Raw genomic sequence first — 18,913 nt, forward strand, 5'->3', positions numbered from 1 at the left:
CACTCCCGTGCCCGCGCGTTTCCAGGACGAACGCGCTCTTGTTGTTGTCGTTTGTCGTCATCGAGGCAGCAGTTCCTGCACCCGCGATCCTCACTGTTCGGATTGTCAGTCAATCTGTCAAGCAGAACATTTTGTGGTCGACAGTTGGCCGCGGGTCGGCTTATGGTTTTTGAAAACCGAGGAATCCGCTCAGGTGACACAAGACGAGGTTTCAAGCGTCAGCCGGACGCTCGGCGAATTTGTCGCCGCCACATCATGGGCGGATGTCGCGAGGCAAGGTCACGACGCCAAACGGTCCATTCTCAACTTCTTCGCGACCGCACTGGGTTCGGCCCACGATCCGGCGGTGACGACCGCCCTGCAGACATTGTCGCCGTTCAGCGGCTCTCAGACCTCCGCGATCATCGGCCGCTCCGAGCGGCTCGATGCCCTGTGCGCGTCATTCATCAACGCCATCTCCGCCAACCTGCTCGACTTCGACGACACCCATCCCGAAACGATCATTCATCCGGCCGCGCCGGTTGCAGCTCCGGTGCTGGCACTCGGGCAGGCGCGCAAACTATCGGGACACGATGTGTTGACGGCCTTCATCCTCGGCGTCGAGGTCGAGTGCCGCATCGGCAATGCGGTCTCGCCGCGCCACTATGCGCGCGGCTGGCATATCACCTCGACCTGCGGGATATTTGGCGCGGCAGCCGCCTGTGCAAAGCTGCTGAGACTACAGGCCGACGGCATTGCCGACGCGATCGGGATTGCCGCAAGCCAGTCGGCAGGCAATGTCGAGAACCTGCCGACCGCCGCCAAGAATGTGAGCGTCGGCAATGCCGCGCGTAACGGGCTTTTTGCCGCACTGCTCGCTCAGCAGGGGTATGCGGCCGCGCCCCGCGCCATCGAAGGGCCTCTCGGATGGGCGCGCACCATGGGCGACGAACCCGATCTCGACCGTCTGCTTGGTGGCCTCGGCAATACCTGGGAGATCGCAAGAAATACCTACAAGCCCTATCCAGCCGGCATCGTGTTCCATGCCGTCATCGACGCTTGCTTCCGCCTTCGCGATCGGATCGGTGGGCGGACCGATCAAATCGATTCTGTGACGGTGCAAGGCTCGGCGTTGTTGCTGGCGCGAGGTAATCGGCCGGTACATAACGAGCGTGACGCGCGCGTGAGTATCCATCATTGCGCGGCATGCGGTTTACTGATCGGTGCGGCCGGCATTGGCGAATTTGCGCACAAGACGGTGTTCCGACCTGACGTCGTGCAGTTGCGACAGAAGGTGAGGGCTGATCGTGACGACACGATGCCTGATGGCGCGGCGCGGGTGAGTGTGCGCCTCGTGACGGGCGAAGTCTTCACTGAGACCGTCACGTCGCCACGGGGCAGTCTGGCCGATCCGCTCACCGATCACGATATCGAAGCGAAGTTGCGCGCGTGCGTGCGGGCCGGTGGAAGCGATTGGGACCCGGACGATGTTATCGAGGCGGTCCGGCAAATCGATGCGCTCGATGATGTTTCCAACTTGATGCAACGCTCTCCAAACCTGAAAGGACGATTATGAGCAAAAGCGAGTTGTTCGAAAAAGGCCTCAAAGTTCGCAAGGAAGTGCTCGGCGAGGACTACGTCAACAAATCGATCGCAGGCGCCGACGAATTCACCCGGACGATGGCGGAATGGTCGACCGAGTTCTGCTGGGGTGCGCTGTGGACAAGGCCCGGGCTCGATCGGCGTACTCGCTCGATCGTCAACCTGGCCATGCTCGGCGCGCTTAATCGGCCACATGAACTGAAGCTTCACGTCAAGGGCGCCCTGAAGAATGGACTTACCAAGGACGAGATCAAGGAAATATTGCTACAGGTCGCCGTCTATTGCGGCGTGCCCGCCGGCATAGACGCATTCCGCAATGCTCGCGACGCTTTCAACGAAGTTGAGACGAAGTGACCTGCAGGAGGCTCGTCGGCCCGCTTTTGGGCGATGGCCGACGGGCCTCCTCGGATCAGCCCGTCGGGTTTCTGATCAGTTCTCTCGCGACCTCGATAAACCGCGCGGTTAGCGGGGAAAGGTTGTCCTCTCGCCAGGCCAGTGCGATATCCAGGGTTGCTTTGGCATCTTTGAGTTCGAGCGGCTTGATTCCCGGTGGCAGCGTCGGAATGAACGAGGCATCGAGAATCGTGCAGCCGAAGCCCGATCGCACGAGCTGAAGCAGCACCGGCAAGTCGTCGGCCTCCTCAATAACGTTCAATGTCAGACCTTTCGCTGCAGTCATATCGTCGACAAGCATCCTGAAGCCGCGCCATCGACTGGCGGTACCGATCACGATCGGCGCGGTCGCCATGCGTCGCAGCGTTATCGATCGTTGCTTGGCCCAGGCGTGACTGGCGGGGACAAGCGCGATGAGCCGCTCGCGCGAGATGGGGATGCTCTTCTGCGGACCCGACGACACATTGGCCATCATGAAGCCGAGGTCGATAGTGCCTTCGTTCAGCGCTTCGGATTGCTCCGATGATGCAAGCAATCGTAGGCCGACTTGAGCTTCCGGGTACTTCTTGCGGAACTCTATGATGACATCCGACATCGGGCCCGTTGCGGCGAACGTAGAGTAGCCGACCATCACCGTGCCGCTGAGACCCTGCGCCACAGCGCCGGCGCGGGCAAAGGCACGTGTTAACCGTCGCATCGCTTCGGCGGCTTCGCGATAGAGGGTTTCGCCGGCAGGGGTCAGCGCCACATGACGCGTCGAGCGCTCAAACAGAGGAAAGCCGAACTGCCTCTCGAGGTGCCGGATGCTGCGGCTGAGAGCCGGCTGAGCAATTCCCAACATCTGAGCCGCTTTTCGGAAGCTTAGCGTCTCCGCGACGGCGAGGAAGTATTGGGTCTTGGCGTGAAGCGAGGGATGAATCATCTGGGAACTGATATCAGTCGGTTATCAATTGGCGCCCATTTAGTATTGGACAGGCATGAATACTATTTGCCAAATCGGTAGGCAATGACGCGAGTGCGGGACGCGGCCTGGAGTTCCCTGCTGCCGCAGCGCCCAAGAACCCGTGCAACGAAACGGAGGAAACATGCCCCAAGCGAAGGCGATGATCGTCGCGGCACAAGCCGAAGCGGCGGAGGCAGGGGCGACGATGCTGCAGGCCGGCGGCAACGCTATCGATGCAGCGATCGCGTGCGCGCTCGTGCAGGGCGTGGTGGACCCGCTGATGACCGGCATCGCCGGGTTCGGGAGCGCCGGCATCTACTTCCCGACGCAGAATTTTCACAAATATCTCGACTTCCATGCCCCGTCGCCGGCCGCTGCGCGACCCGATATGTGGGCACACCTGATCGAAGGCGAGGCGCGGGACGGCTATGGCTTCATTCTCAAGGGCAAGGTGAATGACGTCGGCTATCAATCGGCCTGCGTCCCGGCGTCGCTGAAAGCATATTTTGAGGCACACGCCAGATTCGGTGTGCTGCCGTGGCGCGACATTGTGGCTCCAGCGATCGAGTGGGCTGAGCGCGGCTGGATGGTGCGGCCGCATGTCGAGTTTTTCTGGTCCGATCCCGGCACGATGGGGCGTGCGTCCGGTGTGGAACGATTGGCGTTCTCGCCGTCCGGCCGAAGCCTCTATTGTCGCGACGACGGCACGCCGAAGCGCGTGGGCGATCTCGTGCGCAATCCGGACTATGCCAAGACGCTCCGCCTGATTGCCGAGGGTGGCTCTGACGTTTTCTATAAGGGTGAACTGGCGCAGCGCATCGCACGCGATATGCGGGAGCATGGCGGCCTGATCACCGCTGAGGATCTCGCATCGTATCAACCAAAATGGCTCGATCCGCTGCGAAGTACATATCGCGGCTACGAAGTCACCACTAATAATCCGCCCGGCGGCGGCCTCATGCTCGTCGAGATGCTCAATATGCTTGAGCGTTTCGATCTGGCGGATATCGGACATAACAGTGCCGAGTATCTCCGCGTCGTATGCGAAGCCATGAAGCGTGCGACGATCGACAAGGATAACTTCATCGGCGATCCCGGCTTCGTCGACGTTCCCACTTCACGCTTGGTGTCGAAGGACTACGCTGCCGCCATGGCAAAGGACATCGCGGCGCGGATCAAAGCAGATGTGCCGCGTCTCAATTCCGGATTTCCGTCGAAGGACACGACCCAGGTTTCGGTCATCGACCGCGACGGCAATTGCGTGACCATGACTCATTCGCTGGGAATGCCTTCCGGCGTTATCACCGATGGCCTTGGCTTCTTTTATAACGGATGCATGGCTGTGTTCGATCCGCGGCCGGGCCGGGCGGGTAGCATTGCGCCCGGCAAGGCGCGCTTCACTTCGGTATGCCCTTCGATCATTCTTCGTGATGGCAAGCCTTACCTGGTGATTGGCGCTCCGGGCGCCACCCAGATTGCAATGGGTGTGCTGCAGGCGATCCTCAACGTCCTCGATTTCGGTATGACCATGACCGAAGCGGTGAGCGCGCCGCGGTTCTCGGCAACCAGCAACGCGATCGATGTCTCAAATCGGATCATCCATCGCACCACCCGACAGCTCGAGGCCGAGGGATATGAGGTGATCCGCAGTCCGTACACGTTCGGATTCGCGGCCGTCCACGGCATCCGCATCGATGGCGACAAGCTCGACGGCGGAGCCGATCCCGGACACGACGGGATCGCGCTGGCCGTGTGAGTCGCTGAAAACAACGAAATTGGAGAGGGAGGAACGATTGTGAAGACATCAAGCCTGGGAATGGTCGTCGCGGCTGTGCTGGCGTCGTCCGCTAGCGCGTACGCGCAGGTCTCCGACGACGTGGTCAAAATTGGCGTGTTGACGGACCACTCGGGCGGATTCGCCTATCTCGTCGGCAAGCATTCGGTCGAGGCCACGCAGATGGCCGTTGATGACTTCGGAGGGAAGGTTCTCGGCAAGCCGATCGTCGTTGTCACCGCGGATCATCAGAACAAGGCTGATATCGCCTCTACGTTAAGTCGCAAGTGGTTTGACGCTGAAGGCGTCGATGCGATCACGGACGTTGCCGGTTCTGCGGTCGCGCTGGCGACGCAGGAGATTGCGCGTCCGCGCAACAAGATCCTGCTGATCTCGGGCGCAGCGACCACAGAGCTCACCGGAAAGGCCTGTTCGGCGACCACGACGCAGTGGAGCTACGACACATACGCGTTCGCCAAGGGCACCGCCAGCCAAGTGACCAAACAGGGTGGCACTTCCTGGTTCTTCCTGACCAGCGACTATGCCTTCGGTCACTCTCTTCAGAATGACGCGAGCCGCTTCGTCGAGGCGAACGGCGGCAAGGTGGTCGGCAGCGTGCGTTTTCCCTTTGGCTCGCCGGACTTCTCCTCGTTCCTCTTGCAGGCGCAGGCGTCCAAAGCCAAGGAAATCGGACTGGCGATGTCAGGCGCCGATCTGCTGACCGCCATCAAACAGGCTCGCGAATTCGGTATCGTCCAGTCCGGGCAAAACCTGGCGAGTCTGGTGATCTATATCAACGATATCGAGGGGCTTGGACTTAACGTCGCCCAAGGTTTGACGCTGACCACGTCATTCTATTGGGATGCTAACGATGAGACGCGCGCCTGGGCCAAGCGCTTCATGGAGCGCTCCGGCGGCTTTATCCCAAATCTGATCACGGCCGGCACTTATGCCTCGGTGATGCACTATTTGAAGGCCGTGCAGGCGGCCGGTACCGATGAGGGCAGGGCTGTTGCCGCGAAGATGCGGGAAATGCCGGTGAACGACTTCTACAACAAGAACGTTGAAGTCCGGGTCGATGGTCGTGTGATGCACAAGACCTACCTGATGAAGGTGAAGTCCCCCGCCGAATCCAAATATCGCGGCGATTTCTATAAGGTGTTGGCTGAGATGTCCGGCGAGGAATCGTTCCGTCCGCTCCCCGAAAGCCAATGTCCGCTGGTAGGGAAATAGCTCTGCGTTGGTCCTGGGGCGTGATGCTTGGGGGAGCGCCGCGACCAGCCTGTTCAAGTCAAGCCGATGGTCTGGTGAAAACGTAGACCAGACCGGTAAGCATCAGCACTCCGACGCTTGCCATCAGGATCGGGCCAGGCGCGGCTCCGATCCAGAACAGCAGGAATCCAACGCTCATGCCGGCAAGCGCCAGCAGCTTCGCCCTCAGGGGGATCGCGCCGTGCTCATGCCACGCACGCAGGGCTGGCCCGAAGCGGGGATGGGAGAGAAGCCAATTCTCGAGCCGCGGTGAGGATCGTGCGAAGCAGGTCGTGGCAAGGATGAGGAACGGCGTTGTCGGGAGCACCGGCAAGAGTGCTCCGACAAAACCGGTGGCGACGAAAATAAAGCCAAGAACAAGATAAACGCGACGCATCAGCAGCAACCACCATGCAAGAGCGAGGGCTTGTGACGGATGCCGAGCTTATCATGGTTCCAGGTCGGCGGCGCCGGCTGCGCGAGAGGGCTAGTGGTCATCTGGTGCGTTGTCTTACGCGACCAGATCAGACGCATATCCGCGCGCATCGATGAGATGTACCCGTTCGATCCTCGCGGGCATAAGCAGTGATCGGATGCGCGGCTCCGTCATGAAGCTGAAGGCGGTGGACATCGCATCGGCGGCAGTCGCATCGGCGGCGATGGTGGTCACGCTGCGGTCGCGTCCGGCGCAGCCGCCGCTCGACGGGTCGAACAGGTGGTTGAAGCGACCATCGGCATCGAAACAGAAGCCATAGCTGCCCGATGTCGATACCGCGCGGTCGACGATCGGAATGACCGTCGCGGTGACCCCTATCGAATCGGGGTCGGCAATCCCGATTTCCCAAGGCTGTCCATCCGGACGCGGTCCGATGGCGCGGCTCTCGCCCATGTCGACGAGACTGCGCGCGATACCTTGCGCGCGCAGGAGGTTGACGATCCTGTCTGTGACATAGCCTTGCGCGATGCCGTTCAAAGTGATCGCGGCCCCGCGCGGCATCGCAATGCGGTCGCGGCTGACGTGAAGCCGGCGGTAGCCCACATTTGCGAGGGCGAGCTGCACATCGGCCGGGGCAGGGCCGTTGGGATCGGCGTGGGCGCGCGAGAAGTGATCGGCATAGAGGCGCCACAACGGCTGCACGGTCGGATCGAACGCCCCGTTGGTCAGCTCCGCATAACGCATGCAGATTTCCAGGAGATCCACGAGTTCGGCAGGAGGATCGACCAGTACGCCCGTCCGGTTCAGCTCGACCAGGGCGGAGTCTTCCCGGTAGAGGCTGAACAGCCGCTCGAGCCGTCGCGCTTCCGAGCAGGCAACCGCGATCAGGCGTTCCGCTTCATGCGGGTGCTCGTGATGGATCTTCAAGGTGGCGCTGGCGCCGAGCATCGTGCCGCGCCAGGTGACGAGGTTGGTGTCCGCCTTTGCCCCGCGTCTGAAAGCGACGAGAAAAAGGCCCGCCGCCGCGGCGCTGATACGGATGAAGCGGCGGCGCGATAAAATCTCGGCCATGAACTCCTCCTCAGTTTGTCGAGCCCGGCGCGGCCGTCTTGTCATCCGTCGATGCGCTGGACTCGTTCGATCCCAGCACGTAATCCCGCGGCACCTCGCTGAAGCCAACGATGTGCCCGCCATTTTCGGCGACAAACTTTTCGGCGGCGCCCCGGTCCGAGAACGGCACGGCTTCGAGGCCGCCCATCCCGCTCTTGACGCCGCTGCCGATCACGAACAGCGCCTTTCGCGCCTCGACCCAATTATCCGCGCCGGGCTTGTCCCAGCTCGCCGCCTTCGCCATGTCGGAGACATAGATGGCCTGGATGTCCTTCGGTTCGTCCGGCAGCATCGTGAAGGCGATGGCATCGCGCGCCGAGGAGAACCAGACCGGCTCGATCAGGCTGGCTACCAGGATCTGCCCCTTTGGCCCCGGATGCTCGAGCACGTTCATGCCGCAATAACGGCCGATCGCCTCTGGCGTCATCGCGTGCGGCAGCGGTAGCGCGGACTGCTGCTTTTCGTTGCAGCCTGTGAGCAGTAACAGCGCGAGCAGCGCATCGACAACAGCAATACGCTTCACAGCTCCCTCCGGGAGAACGACAGGCTTGCGGCCGTCAGTGGAAGGAGCGTCCACAGCGCGAGCGCCGCCACAAGGACGTGGACGGGCAACGTCGCGCTGCCGGCAAGCCCCGCCATGCCCGAGAACGCGCTGACATTGGCAAAGCCGGTCAAATTGAGGAGTCTGTAGATGTCGGTCGGATTGAGGAGGAGCAAGGTGTTGAGAACGGGGCCCGACATGTTCTGGCCCCTGTCCAGGACGAGGACGCCGAGCAACGCCATGTCGTAGACCAGCACGAGCAACAGCCACAGGCCGATACAGACACCAGCGGCGGTGCCGCGGTCGCGCACCTGCGCGCTGACCCAATAACCGATTGCAATGAAGACCGCTCCCAGCAGCACGGAGGAGCCGATCATTGCGATGAACGCTGCCAGCCCCTCGCGATCCATGTCACTGCCTGTCGCCAACAAGGCAGCGACCGCGGCCCCATAGCCGAGACTGGTCGCGAAGGCGAGCACGGCGAGATGTCCGCAGAATTTCCCGATCAGCACCTGCCAGCGAGCGACTGGGTAGCTCAGGAGTAGGAGCATGGTGCCACGTTCCATGTCCCCGACGATGGCATCGTGCGAGATCAGAAGCGCAATCAGTGGCACCAGGAAGATCGTAAGACTAGAAAGGCTGACGATGATCACGTCGAGCGGACGTGCGCCCACATTGCTGCCGCTTGGCGCGCTGCCAAGGAAGGTCAACGACAGCGCCAGGGCGGCCAGCAGCAGCGTTGCAGCAAGCACCCAGCGGTTGCGAACGGCCTGGCGGATTTCCTTGGCCATAATGGTGAGAACGGCATTCATCGCTGCCCCTCCGCCGATCGCAGGAAATGCGCGTAGAGTTCGTCGAGGTTCGGCGACGTCACGTCGAGATCCTCGACCGAGGTGTCGGTTGCAGTAACGCGGCGCAATAGTTCGATCTTTTGCTCCGGTGCCGCATCGATCTCGACAACGTGGCCGTTGAGCCGCCGGTGCGGAGCGGACGCGGGTAGCCAGGCCGGTATCTCGCCGGGAGCAAGGCCGGATATTTTCAGCCGGATCCGGGTCGGGAGTTGGGCCAGACGCCTCAGCTCATCGAGCGAGCCATCGGCGACCTTGACCCCGCGGTTCATGATGATCACGCGTCCCGCCCGTTCCTCCAGCTCCGTCAGCGCATGCGAGCAGAGCAGAACCGTGGTGCCTTCGGCTGCAAGCCGCTGGATCGCGTCATAGAAGGTCTGGCGCAGTTCCGGATCGAGACCGGTGGTCGGTTCGTCGAGCAGCAGCAATTGCGGCCGTCCGATCAGCGCTTGCGCCAGCCCGAGGCGCTGGCGCATGCCTTTCGAATATGTGCCGACCCGCCGGTCCGCGGCTGCGCCGAGCCCGACGACGTCAAGCAGATGCTCCGCCTTTGCGATCGGCTCCTGCTTTAGCCGAGCATAGAACCGCTGCGTCTCGCGGCCAGTCAACGTTGCATCGAAGGAAACGTTTTCCGGCAGGTAGCCAAGCCGGCGCCGTGCCGAAAACTGACCAGCGGCGGGATCCTCGCCCAGAACCCGGATCGTGCCGTGCGTCGGGTGAATCAAACCCAGCATCAGTTTCATCAGCGTGGTCTTGCCGGCACCGTTGTGGCCGATCAAGGCGACCATTTCGCCTTGGCCAAGCTCGAACGAGGCGCCCGACACCGCATTGATGCGCCCATACCGTTTGCTGACGTCCGTTATTCGTACCGTGCTCATGGCCGAGTTCCTTCCGCAAGCTTGCGGCGCGCTGGCGGCGACATCAGCGGGTGATTGTCGACGACGCCACCCGGCAGCAGCGCGGGAAATTGTCGCTGCGCCCACCGGATCACCTGGACGGCGGGACTGTTGATCAGAACTTTGGCCGCAGGCGCGGTCCACAACACCCGGTCGATCAGGTCGTTGGGCCGATACGCCGTATCGGCAATGCCGTCGCCGTTGAGATCGAAGGCCGGATTGTCGCTCCAGTAATTGCCGCGCTCGCTTTTCGACCAGTCGAGATAGCGGGTGCCGGCATACTTGACCTGGTTGACGTTGTTGACGAACGCATTGCCGGTGATGGCGTTGCCTTCGGAACCTGCGGTGAAATGCACGCCGATTTCGCAGCCTTCGAACCAGTTGTTCTCCAGCCGATTGTTGTTGGTGTTGTAGATGAATACGCATTTTTCCGGGCCCAGGCGTGGAGCCTTGGTCTGGCTTGCCTGCGCGGTGGTGCCGGCGTCCGCTTGCGAAATGCCTTGTTCCGCGCGGCTGTCGGAAGTCGCCCAGCGCTCGGCCGGCTGCAATCCGCCGATCACGGCATTCCCGAGGATTTTCGAACCGTTCGCAGCGTTGAACAGCATGCCTCGATCGCGATCGTGGTCGGACACATTGTTTCGAACGACCAGCCGGTTCGAGAACATGAATGCGAAGCCGATGGTGTTCCCGGTCGAAACGTTGTTGGTGACCTCGCCGTCATTGGCGTACATGTAGTGGATCGCGAAGCGCAGGTTGCTGAAGCGGTTGCCGCTGAACACATTGTTGCGGCTCGATATGACGAAGATGCCGTCGCGCCCATAGCGGACTTCGTTGTCGATCACCTTGGCCCCGGGGGCATTCCACACCGACACGCCGTTGCCGGCCTCGCTGATGCGGATCTGGCGCAAGCCGGCAATGCGGTTGTGGCGAACCACGGCATCGGGAGCTCCGTGGACATAGACGCCGAACAGATTGTCCTCGAGAAGATTGTCCTCGATGACGGCGTCGCGCGCGGATTGCTCGACAAAAATGCCGGAGTCCATCGTCTCGAGCGAACGCCCGGAGCCGCGCACTTCAAGGCCGCGCACCACGGCGCCGGGGGCGGTGACCGTCACGACGCTGCCCTGGCGAGATCCCGCGATGACAGCTCCGGTTTCGCCGGCAAATGTAATACGGCGGGCGATCCGCAGCGGTCCGCGATAGGTGCCGGCGGAGAGGCGCACTTCATCACCGTCCACCGCCTGGTCGAGCACCGCCTGCACGTCGCTGACGTCTGGCGCAATCGCAAGCTGCGCTGCTGATACCTGCACGATAAGGCTGGCGGCGGCAAGCGCCGCCAGCCCGAAGCACGCCATATGGTGTGCTGTCCGCTCCATCATGCGTTTCGCGGGTGCACGAACATGCGCCCGCGCATTTCCATGTGCATGGCGTGACAGAACCAGGTGCAGAAGTACCAGTACACGCCGGGCTTGTCGGCGACGAACGTCACCGACGACGTCTGCTGCGGGTCGATCTCCATGTTGACGCCATAGTTGACGATGCAGAAGCCGTGGGTCAGGTCCTCGACGTCATCGATATTGGTGATGTAGACGGTCACCTCATCGCCTTGCTGGACGTCGAATTTGTCGAGCGCGAAAGCGGGCGCAGCAGAGTACATGTAGACCCGCACCTTGTTGCCGTCGCGGACGACTTTGGCGTCGCTTTCGAGCTTGACGCCGTCGGCGACCGCCTGCTTGCGCGCGTCCTCGAAGAACGGGTCGTCGCGTTTCCAGATGCTGAGAACGCGGCCGTCGAGCTTCGAGCGATGAATGATCACCGCGTCATGCGGCTCGGCGAAACTCGGGCCGTCATGGACGAGGCGCATGCGGTCCCCCGAAATGTCGATAAGCTGATCGTTCTCCGGCTTGAGCGGACCGACGTTGAGGAAGCGGTCCTTGGAGAACTTGTTCAGCGACAGCAGCCATTTTCCGTCGGCCTCTTTGGTCTCGCCCATCGAGGAATGGTTGTGACCCGGCTGGTACTGCACGTCGAGTTTCTGGATGATCGGGTTGACCTTCTCGCCCTTGAACGCTCGTTTGGCTTGATCGATGTTCCACTTAGCCACCTGGCTGTCGAGAAACAGAGTCGTATAAGCGTTGCCTCTGCCATCGAAGGCCGTATGCAGCGGTCCGAGTCCGAGTTCGGGCTCGGCGACCACGACATCGCGCGGCTTGATCTTGTCGTCGAACAGCTGATCGAGCAGGCGGACGTCCAAGACGCTTACCGTCGGGGCCAGTTTGCCGTTGGCGACGACGTGAATCCCGTCGGGCGCGGCGTTCAATCCGTGCGGGCTGTTGGAGACGGGAACGTAGCGCGTGTAAGGCGAACCATGCCGCCCATCGATCACGGGCACGCCATTCATCTCCTTGTAGTCGCCCTTCTTGACGGCCTCCTCGATCCGCTTGATGTTGAAGACGGTGACCCAGTCCTGCTCGCTTGCGGTCATTTCGGCCAGCGTCACGCCCTTCTCGGAGTTGTAGCAGGTCGCGAACGCATATTTGCCCTGGTAGTCGGCGTCGGTGTTGTCGAGGTTGCCGTCAACCATCACCTGCCACGCGATCTTCATCGTGTCGCCGTCAACGGCGGTGAAGATCGACCAGTATTTGCTTTTGTCGTCCAGCACCTTGCCGTCGTTTGGCAGCGGCACCTCGTACTCGCCGTTACAGAACACATATCCGGTGCGCGGATATCTCTGCAGGCGCATGCCGTGGATCGTGTACTGGTTGGGAATCTCGATGATCTTGTCGCACTTCATGATGTCGGTGCGAATGCGAGCCAGGCGGGTATTTGCCTTGTCGTTGATGAAGACGTAGCGGCCGTCATAAGTCCCGTCCGTGAACGACATATGCGGGTGATGGCAATCGCCGTTCATCCAGATGCCGAGACGGTCTTTCAGCCGCTCGCGGGTCTCCGGCATCAGACCCTCGGTCATGATCTTGCGGCTTTCGTTGGTCTGGCCCCAACCAGTCGCGCTGCAGCGGTTGAACACGGGAATGCGCATCAATTCGCGCATCGAGGGCATGCCGACGATGCGGACTTCGCCGGTCTGGCCGCTGGAAAAGAACGTGTAATATTCGTCGAGCTCGCCTGGCGCGATCTCCGACTTCAGGCCACCGGCGCGCGCCGGTGCTGCCTTGGTCTGTGCCGCAGCCGGCTCGGGTGCAAGACCCCTGCCGATGCTCAGTCCACCGGCGATGCCGGCAGCGCCGATCGCTGCTGTTCCTACCATCTGACGACGGCTGATCGCCGTCGACTTGTCATCGTCATGTTTCTCACTAGCCATGTTCGTCTCCTTTGTGTGAACGGCTGGTTGGAGCTTGTGAGTGCGCGGCGGCGAGCACCGGCTTTCCGGCATGCGTGATGACCGTCTTCGGTCCGCTTCCGCCCGCGCGCATCGAGGGCGATGACATGGCCTGGAACTTCTCGCGCTTGAGCCGCACCTGGATCATGTGCGGGCAGCGCTGGTCGTCGTAGTAGAGCTCCTGGCAGTGCATGCAGTAGATGCACTCGTTGACGTTGATGTGCCCTTCGGGATGGATCGATTGCACCGGACAATCCTTGGCGCAGCGCTGGCAGGGCGAGCCGCACTCTTTCCAGCGGCGCAGCCACTCGAAGGTCCGGATGCGTCCGGGGATCGCAAGTGCAGCGCCGAGCGGGCAGAGGTAGCGGCAGAAGAAGCGTTCGATGAACAGGCCGATGAAGAGCAGGGCGCCCGCATAGGCGACAAACGGCCAGCCGCGCGCGAATTTCAGGATGATCGCGGTCTTGAACGGTTCGACTTCCGCGAAGGTCTCTGCAAGCGCAACGGAGTAGAGCGACAGACCGAACACGGCGAGGAAGATGATGTACTTGATCGGCCAGAGACGTTCGTGAAGGCCCCAGGGCACCGTGATCTGCGGTACCTTGAGCCATTTCGCGACCGTGTTGGTCAGCTCCTGCAGCGCGCCGAACGGGCACAGCCATCCGCAGAACGGACCGCGTCCCCAGAACAGAAGCGCGGCAGCGGTTGCCGACCACAAAACGAAGATCAGCGGTGCGGCGAGAAAGAACTCCCAGTGAAAGCCCGTCACGAGCGCGCTGGTGAAGGTCACCACGTTGACGACGGAGAGCTGCGCGTTGGCGTACCAGCCAAGCCAGATCAGCACAAAGGCGAGATAACCCCGGCGAACCCAGGTGTAGAGCGTCGGTCGTCGTACCAGGATGTTCTGAAAGAAGAAGATGGCGGTCAGTGCAATCAACGCTATCGCCGTGATCGCGATCGAGGCCGGCTGCGAGCGCCAAATCCGCATCCATAGCGGCTCTTCGCCGTCATCCGCCGGCAGGGACACCTGTGCGCTGGGAGCAGAGGTCTGCGCCGCGGGCGTGCTAGACGGCACCGTCACCGCGCGCTGCTCGGATCGCAGGTAGCGATCGGGCAGATTGTAGTCGAGATCGAAGGTGAGAAACGCTTTGTCGCGGCTGCCGACGTTCCTCTGCACGAGCAGTTGCAGTTCCCAGGGCTGGACCGGGTCGAGCGTGAATTCGGGCGGCGTGACGAACAATCCGATTTCGTGGAGATCCGGTGCACCGTCGGCGGCAAGCGCGCCCAGGCGCATATGATTCCGGTCGCGGAAGCGGGTGCTGGAGCCTTCCTGAAGGATCTCGACGCGGTCGAAAATGCCGCCGCGCACATAAGCCGAACCCTTGAAAGAATAGAGGCCTTCGCCGGCGATCATGATCGCCTGCTGTCCCGGTTGCAGGCGCTCCTTCAGCCTCTCATAACCATCGTCGCCAAGCAGGCTGCGACCGATCGTCGGGGCGCTGGCAAGCGCGACATAGAGATCGATGAAGGTATCGCCAGCGTCGCCTGCTTCAGGGTTCTGTGCGGCGGCCGCATTTCCTGATTTCGCGAACGCTTCATTGACCTCGCCGATCGTCAGGTACAGCCGCCGCACCGAGCCGTCGCCGACAAGGCTGGCCCAGTCGCGAATCTCGCCCTTTCCGAGGTCAAGCGTCTTGGTGACGGGCGGCAATGCCGCCGCCGCGGCGGCGCTTCCGCCGCCAATTCGTCCGGTCCGGATCAGCCGTACCGCGGATCGTACGATGCTGTCGCCCATGACCAGCACGCTCACTGTCGCGCCGCTGACGATGTCGACCTGCGGCGGCCGTTCCGAGCCTTGCGCGATCGGCCTCATATCCTTGCCGATCAGGCCGTTCACGGCGGCAACGATGCGCGGCTCAGGAATTCCGATCAGGACGATCGGCTCCTTGTGGTCGACGAGCCTCAGGCCTCTGACGATGCCATCAGTATCGATGCCGACCAGGATGTGAATCGGCTTGCCGGAATAGCCGATCGAATTGGCGAAATCCGAGTTTAGATAGACAAAGCCCTGCAGTTGGTCGCCGCGATAGATGGGGACGATCGGCGGGTCTCCTTGCGGCGGACCAAATCGATCCGCACCTGTGAAGAAGTCGCCGGGGTGGATTTTTGGCAGATAGGTGGCGAGATCGCTCGCGGCGAGGGCCGCGCGTGTCCAGAAGATGATGCCGACGGCGACAATCACGGCCAGCGCGAGTGCGGCCGCTCGTCGGGGGCCATGACACGCTGAACTGGAACAAGGGGGCGTCGGCGCTGACAACCCTAAAGGGATCCCCGATCCAACCACCGAAAGTTTGACTCCTGTTCAGACCGGCTGTCTAGTCGTAACCGAGACAAGTGAGTTTGTTCTGGATCAAACACAGCTATGCAGGTGGCTCATGCTGCTGACGCGAGCATTGCTTTTGAAAGACGAGCCGGCGGGAACCTTGCAGTCGCTGGATGAGCTGTTCGCTCTTGCCAATGCGATGGAGAAGGAGGCCGCGGATCGCTATTCGGAGCTTGCCGAAGAGATGCGGGCGCAGGACAGAGATGATCTTGCAGCAGTCTTCGCGCAGCTTGCGGCCGCCGAGCGGGAGCATGTCGATAGTGTGACACGCTGGTCGCTGTCGCGCCGTGGCAAGGCGCCTGATCCGGCACTCGTACGCTGGGATGCGCCGGAGACTTTCGATGCCGAGACCATGGCGGAGATCAAGGCGTCGCGGCTGACGACACCTTATCGAGCCCTGGCGATGGCGGTGCGCAATGAAGAGCGCGCATTTGCCTTCTGGTCTTATGTCGCGGCCTTCACCGCCGATCCCGAGATCAGGAAGGCCGCCGAAGCCATGGCACGGGAGGAGCTTGCGCATGTGGCGCCCCTGCGCAAGGAACGCCGCAGCGCCTATCATCTTGAGCACAAGGAGCGCGCGGGCGAGGGGGCCACTGACGCGGCAGCTCGCGTGGATGCCGGCGCATTGGAAACTCGTCTGGCTGTGCGGCTTGCGGACCTCGAGGCGCGACTCCTAGGACGTTCGCAGAGCCGCGCTCGCGAGCTTCGCGAAGAGGCCGAACTGATGTCGGCCCGCGCCGCCGGATTCGGATCCTTTCCTCCGGCGCTGCTGCAGGCAACTGATGCCCAGGCCATCGCCGAGGCTCTGACCGACGCCTATCTCGACGGTGCCGAACGCTCGGACGATCCGGCGCGTCTTGAGCTTCTGCAGATGCTGGCCGAGCGTGCCATCGCCCGGCTTGCCTGGCTGCGCAGCCTGGAGCCTGCCGTCGAGCCTAAAGCGCGATGATCTTGGGAAACAATCATCCTCGCGCTTGCCTCACACGATCGGTACCCCATCAGGAAAACGGCCAGATCACGCTGACTCCCGCCGAGTAAGGTGGTCAAACAGATTCATCGGGAGCGGAAAGACCACGGTCGAGGACCGTTCGCCCGCGATGTCGTGCAGCGCCGCGAAATAGCGTAGCTGCATCGCCTGCGGCTCCTGTGCGAGGATCCGGCCGGCCTCGACGAGCTTCTCGGCGGCCTGCTGTTCGCCCATCGCATTGATCACTTTGGCGCGTCGCAGCCGTTCCGCTTCGGCCTGCTTGGCGATTGCGCGCACCATGGTTTCGTTGATATCGACATCCTTGATCTCGATTCCAGTCACCTTGATGCCCCACACATCGGTCTGCTTGTCGAGGATCTCCTGGATGTCAGCGTTTAACCTGTCGCGTTCTGCCAGCATCTCGTCAAGTTCGTGCTTGCCGAGTACCGAGCGCAGCGTGGTTTGTGCGAGCTGGCTGGTCGCGGCCATGTAATCGCCGACCTTGATGATCGCGCGCTCAGGATCGACGATGCGAAAGTAGAGAACAGCATTGACCTTCACCGAGACGTTGTCGCGCGAAATCACGTCCTGGGGCGGCACGACCTGCACCATCACTCTGAGATCCACCTTCACGAGTTGCTGCACGGCCGGAATGAGGATGATGAGGCCCGGGCCCTTCACTCCGGTGAAACGGCCGAGCGTGAAGATGACGCCGCGCTCATATTCCCGCAGGATGCGAATGGCCTGGGTCAAGAAAAGGATGACGACCAGCACAAGCGCTGCATAGGTCAAGTAATCAAGCATCATGATTTCCCTCCTTCGCCGGTCGGGACTGGCGCGCGCCGCACCACCAGCGTCAGATCGACGATGTTGGCGACCTCAACCATCTCACCCGGCCTGAAGGTTTCGGTGCCGCGTGCTTGCCATCGCTCGCCGTGCGTGAAGACATGACCTTCATTCTCGGACCAATCGAGGACCTTGGCGGATAGGCCTCGCATGGCTTGCGCGCCGACCCGCACGGGACCGGTGCGAGCGCGCCGAAGCGAGCCGAGCACGACGAGAACAAAGCCGATGAACGTCGCCGTCGCGACGGCGATGAGCCACCACGAGAGTCGGTAGCCGGGCGCTTCGACCCTGAAGAGCATGACCGCTCCCAGTACAAAGGCGATGACTCCGCCGAGCCCGATCACGACCGTCGGGTTGAAGGCCTCGAAGGCAAGAAGCGCGATCCCGACCAGCATCAAGGCGAGGCCGGCGTAGCTGATCGGCAGCAAATTGAGGGCGTAAAGGCCCAGCAGCAGGCAGATCGTGCCGACGACTCCGGGGGCGACCGTGCCGGGGGACATGAATTCGAAGATGAGCCCGTAGACGCCAACCATCAGGAGAATGAACGCGACGTTGGGATCAGTGATGACCGCCAGGAACCGGGAGATCCATCCGGGATCGATTATTTCGACGACCGCGTCTTTCGTCGCCAGACGTTGTGTCTTGCCACTTGCAACCTCGACGACGCGACCATCGACCTTCGCGAGCAGTTCGGCCGGATCGCGTGCGATGAGATCGATGACATGGTCCTGCAACGCGCCGTTGGCGGAGAGGGTCGCGGCCTCGCGCACCGCCTTCTCGGCCCAGTCGGCATTGTGGCCGCGCAGTTCGGCGAGGCTGCGGATGAGGGCGACGGCATCATTCGTCGCCTTTGCCGTCATCGCATCCTTTGGCTCGGGCTGGTGGTCGCTATCCTTGTCTTTGCCGTCCTTGTCCGGAGTACCGCCCGGCAGGCCCGGTATCGGACCGCCAATCTGTACTGGCGTCGCGGCACCGATATTGGTGCCCGGCGCCATTGCCGCGATATGGGTCGCGTAGAGAATATAGGTCCCGGCGCTTGCGGCATGGGCTCCGGAGGGAGCTACGTAACCTACGACAGGAACGGGCGAAGCGATCACATCCGAGATGATCTCGCGCATGCTGGTGGTGAGACCGCCCGGTGTATTCAGACGCAGAATGACAATGTCCGCGCGTCGTTCGGATGCCTTGGCCAGAGCGTCCTTCACGTAACTTGCCGACGCCGGTCCGATAGCCCCGTCGAGCGAAATGGTCAGTGCAAGACTGCGGTTCTCCTCCGCTAAGCCGGGAAGGAGGGAGACAACCAGAGCGACGATTGCAATCGCCGCGACGAGGGCCGCCTTTACGGTCTGCACGGCAAGGACTCCCTTGTCGAAGATATGGGGTTCCGTCCAGGAACCTCAATGGCCGTGGACCACGTACACGGATGCCGTTGTGCGGTGCGATAGCTAGGGTCGACGTATGCGCCGCGCGCGGAGTTCTCATCAGGCGCCTGCTTCCGTTCTTGAAAAGGCTGAACCGATCCGGTGCGGCAGACTGCAGGCGAAGCAGTCCTCGATTGGTTCTCGCCTGGGTTGGTTTCTTTCGACTGGGCTGATGATAGGCTG

16 protein-coding genes and 1 pseudogene are annotated in these 18,913 nt (G+C 62.0%); 5 read left to right on the plus strand and 12 right to left on the minus strand.

Features of this window, described 5'->3' with window-relative positions:
- Nucleotides 1–7 precede the first annotated feature (7 nt).
- Together AC5ZG1_RS11175 and AC5ZG1_RS11180 are read left to right on the plus strand one after the other, a co-directional pair.
- Nucleotides 8–1,555 carry an MmgE/PrpD family protein gene (locus AC5ZG1_RS11175; protein ID WP_456641959.1) on the plus strand — a complete coding sequence of 516 codons (1,548 nt, stop codon included), beginning with the start codon at nt 8–10 and terminating at the stop codon, nt 1,553–1,555.
- Nucleotides 1,552–1,935, plus strand: coding sequence for a carboxymuconolactone decarboxylase family protein (locus tag AC5ZG1_RS11180; RefSeq protein WP_028164705.1), 384 nt, complete (start codon nt 1,552–1,554; stop codon nt 1,933–1,935). The genes AC5ZG1_RS11175 and AC5ZG1_RS11180 overlap by 4 nt, the downstream gene beginning before the upstream one ends.
- 55 nt (nt 1,936–1,990) lie before the next feature.
- Here AC5ZG1_RS11180 and AC5ZG1_RS11185 read toward each other — a convergent pair whose 3' ends face one another.
- Together AC5ZG1_RS11185 and AC5ZG1_RS11190 are read right to left on the minus strand one after the other, a co-directional pair.
- A complete protein-coding gene (locus AC5ZG1_RS11185; RefSeq protein ID WP_496132985.1) occupies nt 1,991–2,569 on the minus strand; it encodes a LysR family substrate-binding domain-containing protein in 579 nt (192 codons plus the stop codon).
- A gap of 189 nt (nt 2,570–2,758) precedes the next feature.
- Nucleotides 2,759–2,896 (minus strand): annotated as a pseudogene (locus tag AC5ZG1_RS11190) (helix-turn-helix domain-containing protein); the annotation flags it as partial.
- A gap of 163 nt (nt 2,897–3,059) precedes the next feature.
- Here AC5ZG1_RS11190 and ggt point away from each other — a divergent pair.
- Entirely contained in the window at nt 3,060–4,673 is a 1,614-nt protein-coding gene (ggt, locus tag AC5ZG1_RS11195) for a gamma-glutamyltransferase (protein WP_130223793.1), read from the plus strand.
- A gap of 60 nt (nt 4,674–4,733) precedes the next feature.
- Nucleotides 4,734–5,924 carry an ABC transporter substrate-binding protein gene (locus AC5ZG1_RS11200; RefSeq protein WP_496132986.1) on the plus strand — a complete coding sequence of 397 codons (1,191 nt, stop codon included), beginning with the start codon at nt 4,734–4,736 and terminating at the stop codon, nt 5,922–5,924.
- Nucleotides 5,925–5,982: 58 nt separating this feature from the next.
- Here the strand turns inward: AC5ZG1_RS11200 and AC5ZG1_RS11205 are convergent, their stop codons facing one another.
- The 8 genes from AC5ZG1_RS11205 to AC5ZG1_RS11240 all read right to left on the minus strand — a co-directional run bounded on the left by AC5ZG1_RS11205 (nt 5,983) and on the right by AC5ZG1_RS11240 (nt 15,355).
- Nucleotides 5,983–6,339 (minus strand): YbaN family protein, encoded by a 357-nt coding sequence (locus AC5ZG1_RS11205; protein WP_130223795.1) that lies wholly within the window; start codon nt 6,337–6,339, stop codon nt 5,983–5,985.
- A gap of 114 nt (nt 6,340–6,453) precedes the next feature.
- Nucleotides 6,454–7,449 carry an FAD:protein FMN transferase gene (locus tag AC5ZG1_RS11210; protein ID WP_496132880.1) on the minus strand — a complete coding sequence of 332 codons (996 nt, stop codon included), beginning with the start codon at nt 7,447–7,449 and terminating at the stop codon, nt 6,454–6,456.
- 10 nt (nt 7,450–7,459) lie between these two features.
- Nucleotides 7,460–8,011 carry a nitrous oxide reductase accessory protein NosL gene (locus AC5ZG1_RS11215; RefSeq protein WP_496132881.1) on the minus strand — a complete coding sequence of 184 codons (552 nt, stop codon included), beginning with the start codon at nt 8,009–8,011 and terminating at the stop codon, nt 7,460–7,462.
- The gene (locus tag AC5ZG1_RS11220; protein ID WP_496132882.1) at nt 8,008–8,841 is read right to left on the minus strand and encodes an ABC transporter permease; all 834 of its coding nucleotides are present in this window, start codon (nt 8,839–8,841) and stop codon (nt 8,008–8,010) included. Before AC5ZG1_RS11220 ends, AC5ZG1_RS11215 begins: the two co-directional genes overlap by 4 nt.
- Nucleotides 8,838–9,755: an ABC transporter ATP-binding protein gene (locus AC5ZG1_RS11225; RefSeq protein ID WP_496132883.1), complete on the minus strand. Its 918-nt coding sequence runs from the start codon at nt 9,753–9,755 to the stop codon at nt 8,838–8,840. The genes AC5ZG1_RS11220 and AC5ZG1_RS11225 overlap by 4 nt, the downstream gene beginning before the upstream one ends.
- Complete coding sequence (locus tag AC5ZG1_RS11230) at nt 9,752–11,149, minus strand: nitrous oxide reductase family maturation protein NosD (RefSeq protein WP_496132884.1); 1,398 nt, start codon at nt 11,147–11,149, stop codon at nt 9,752–9,754. Before AC5ZG1_RS11230 ends, AC5ZG1_RS11225 begins: the two co-directional genes overlap by 4 nt.
- Entirely contained in the window at nt 11,149–13,095 is a 1,947-nt protein-coding gene (gene nosZ, locus AC5ZG1_RS11235; protein ID WP_496132885.1) for a TAT-dependent nitrous-oxide reductase, read from the minus strand. Before nosZ ends, AC5ZG1_RS11230 begins: the two co-directional genes overlap by 1 nt.
- On the minus strand, nt 13,088–15,355 hold the full coding sequence (locus tag AC5ZG1_RS11240; protein ID WP_496132886.1) for a 4Fe-4S binding protein: 2,268 nt from the start codon (nt 15,353–15,355) through the stop codon (nt 13,088–13,090). Before AC5ZG1_RS11240 ends, nosZ begins: the two co-directional genes overlap by 8 nt.
- 193 nt (nt 15,356–15,548) lie before the next feature.
- Here AC5ZG1_RS11240 and AC5ZG1_RS11245 point away from each other — a divergent pair, with 193 nt between their 5' ends.
- Nucleotides 15,549–16,445, plus strand: coding sequence for a ferritin-like domain-containing protein (locus AC5ZG1_RS11245; protein WP_496132887.1), 897 nt, complete (start codon nt 15,549–15,551; stop codon nt 16,443–16,445).
- 66 nt (nt 16,446–16,511) lie between these two features.
- Here AC5ZG1_RS11245 and AC5ZG1_RS11250 read toward each other — a convergent pair whose 3' ends face one another.
- Complete coding sequence (locus tag AC5ZG1_RS11250) at nt 16,512–17,270, minus strand: slipin family protein (RefSeq protein WP_130223813.1); 759 nt, start codon at nt 17,268–17,270, stop codon at nt 16,512–16,514.
- Nucleotides 17,267–18,661: an NfeD family protein gene (locus tag AC5ZG1_RS11255; RefSeq protein WP_496132888.1), complete on the minus strand. Its 1,395-nt coding sequence runs from the start codon at nt 18,659–18,661 to the stop codon at nt 17,267–17,269. Before AC5ZG1_RS11255 ends, AC5ZG1_RS11250 begins: the two co-directional genes overlap by 4 nt.
- Nucleotides 18,662–18,913 lie beyond the last annotated feature (252 nt).

Source organism: Bradyrhizobium sp. Leo78, from assembly GCF_059512425.1.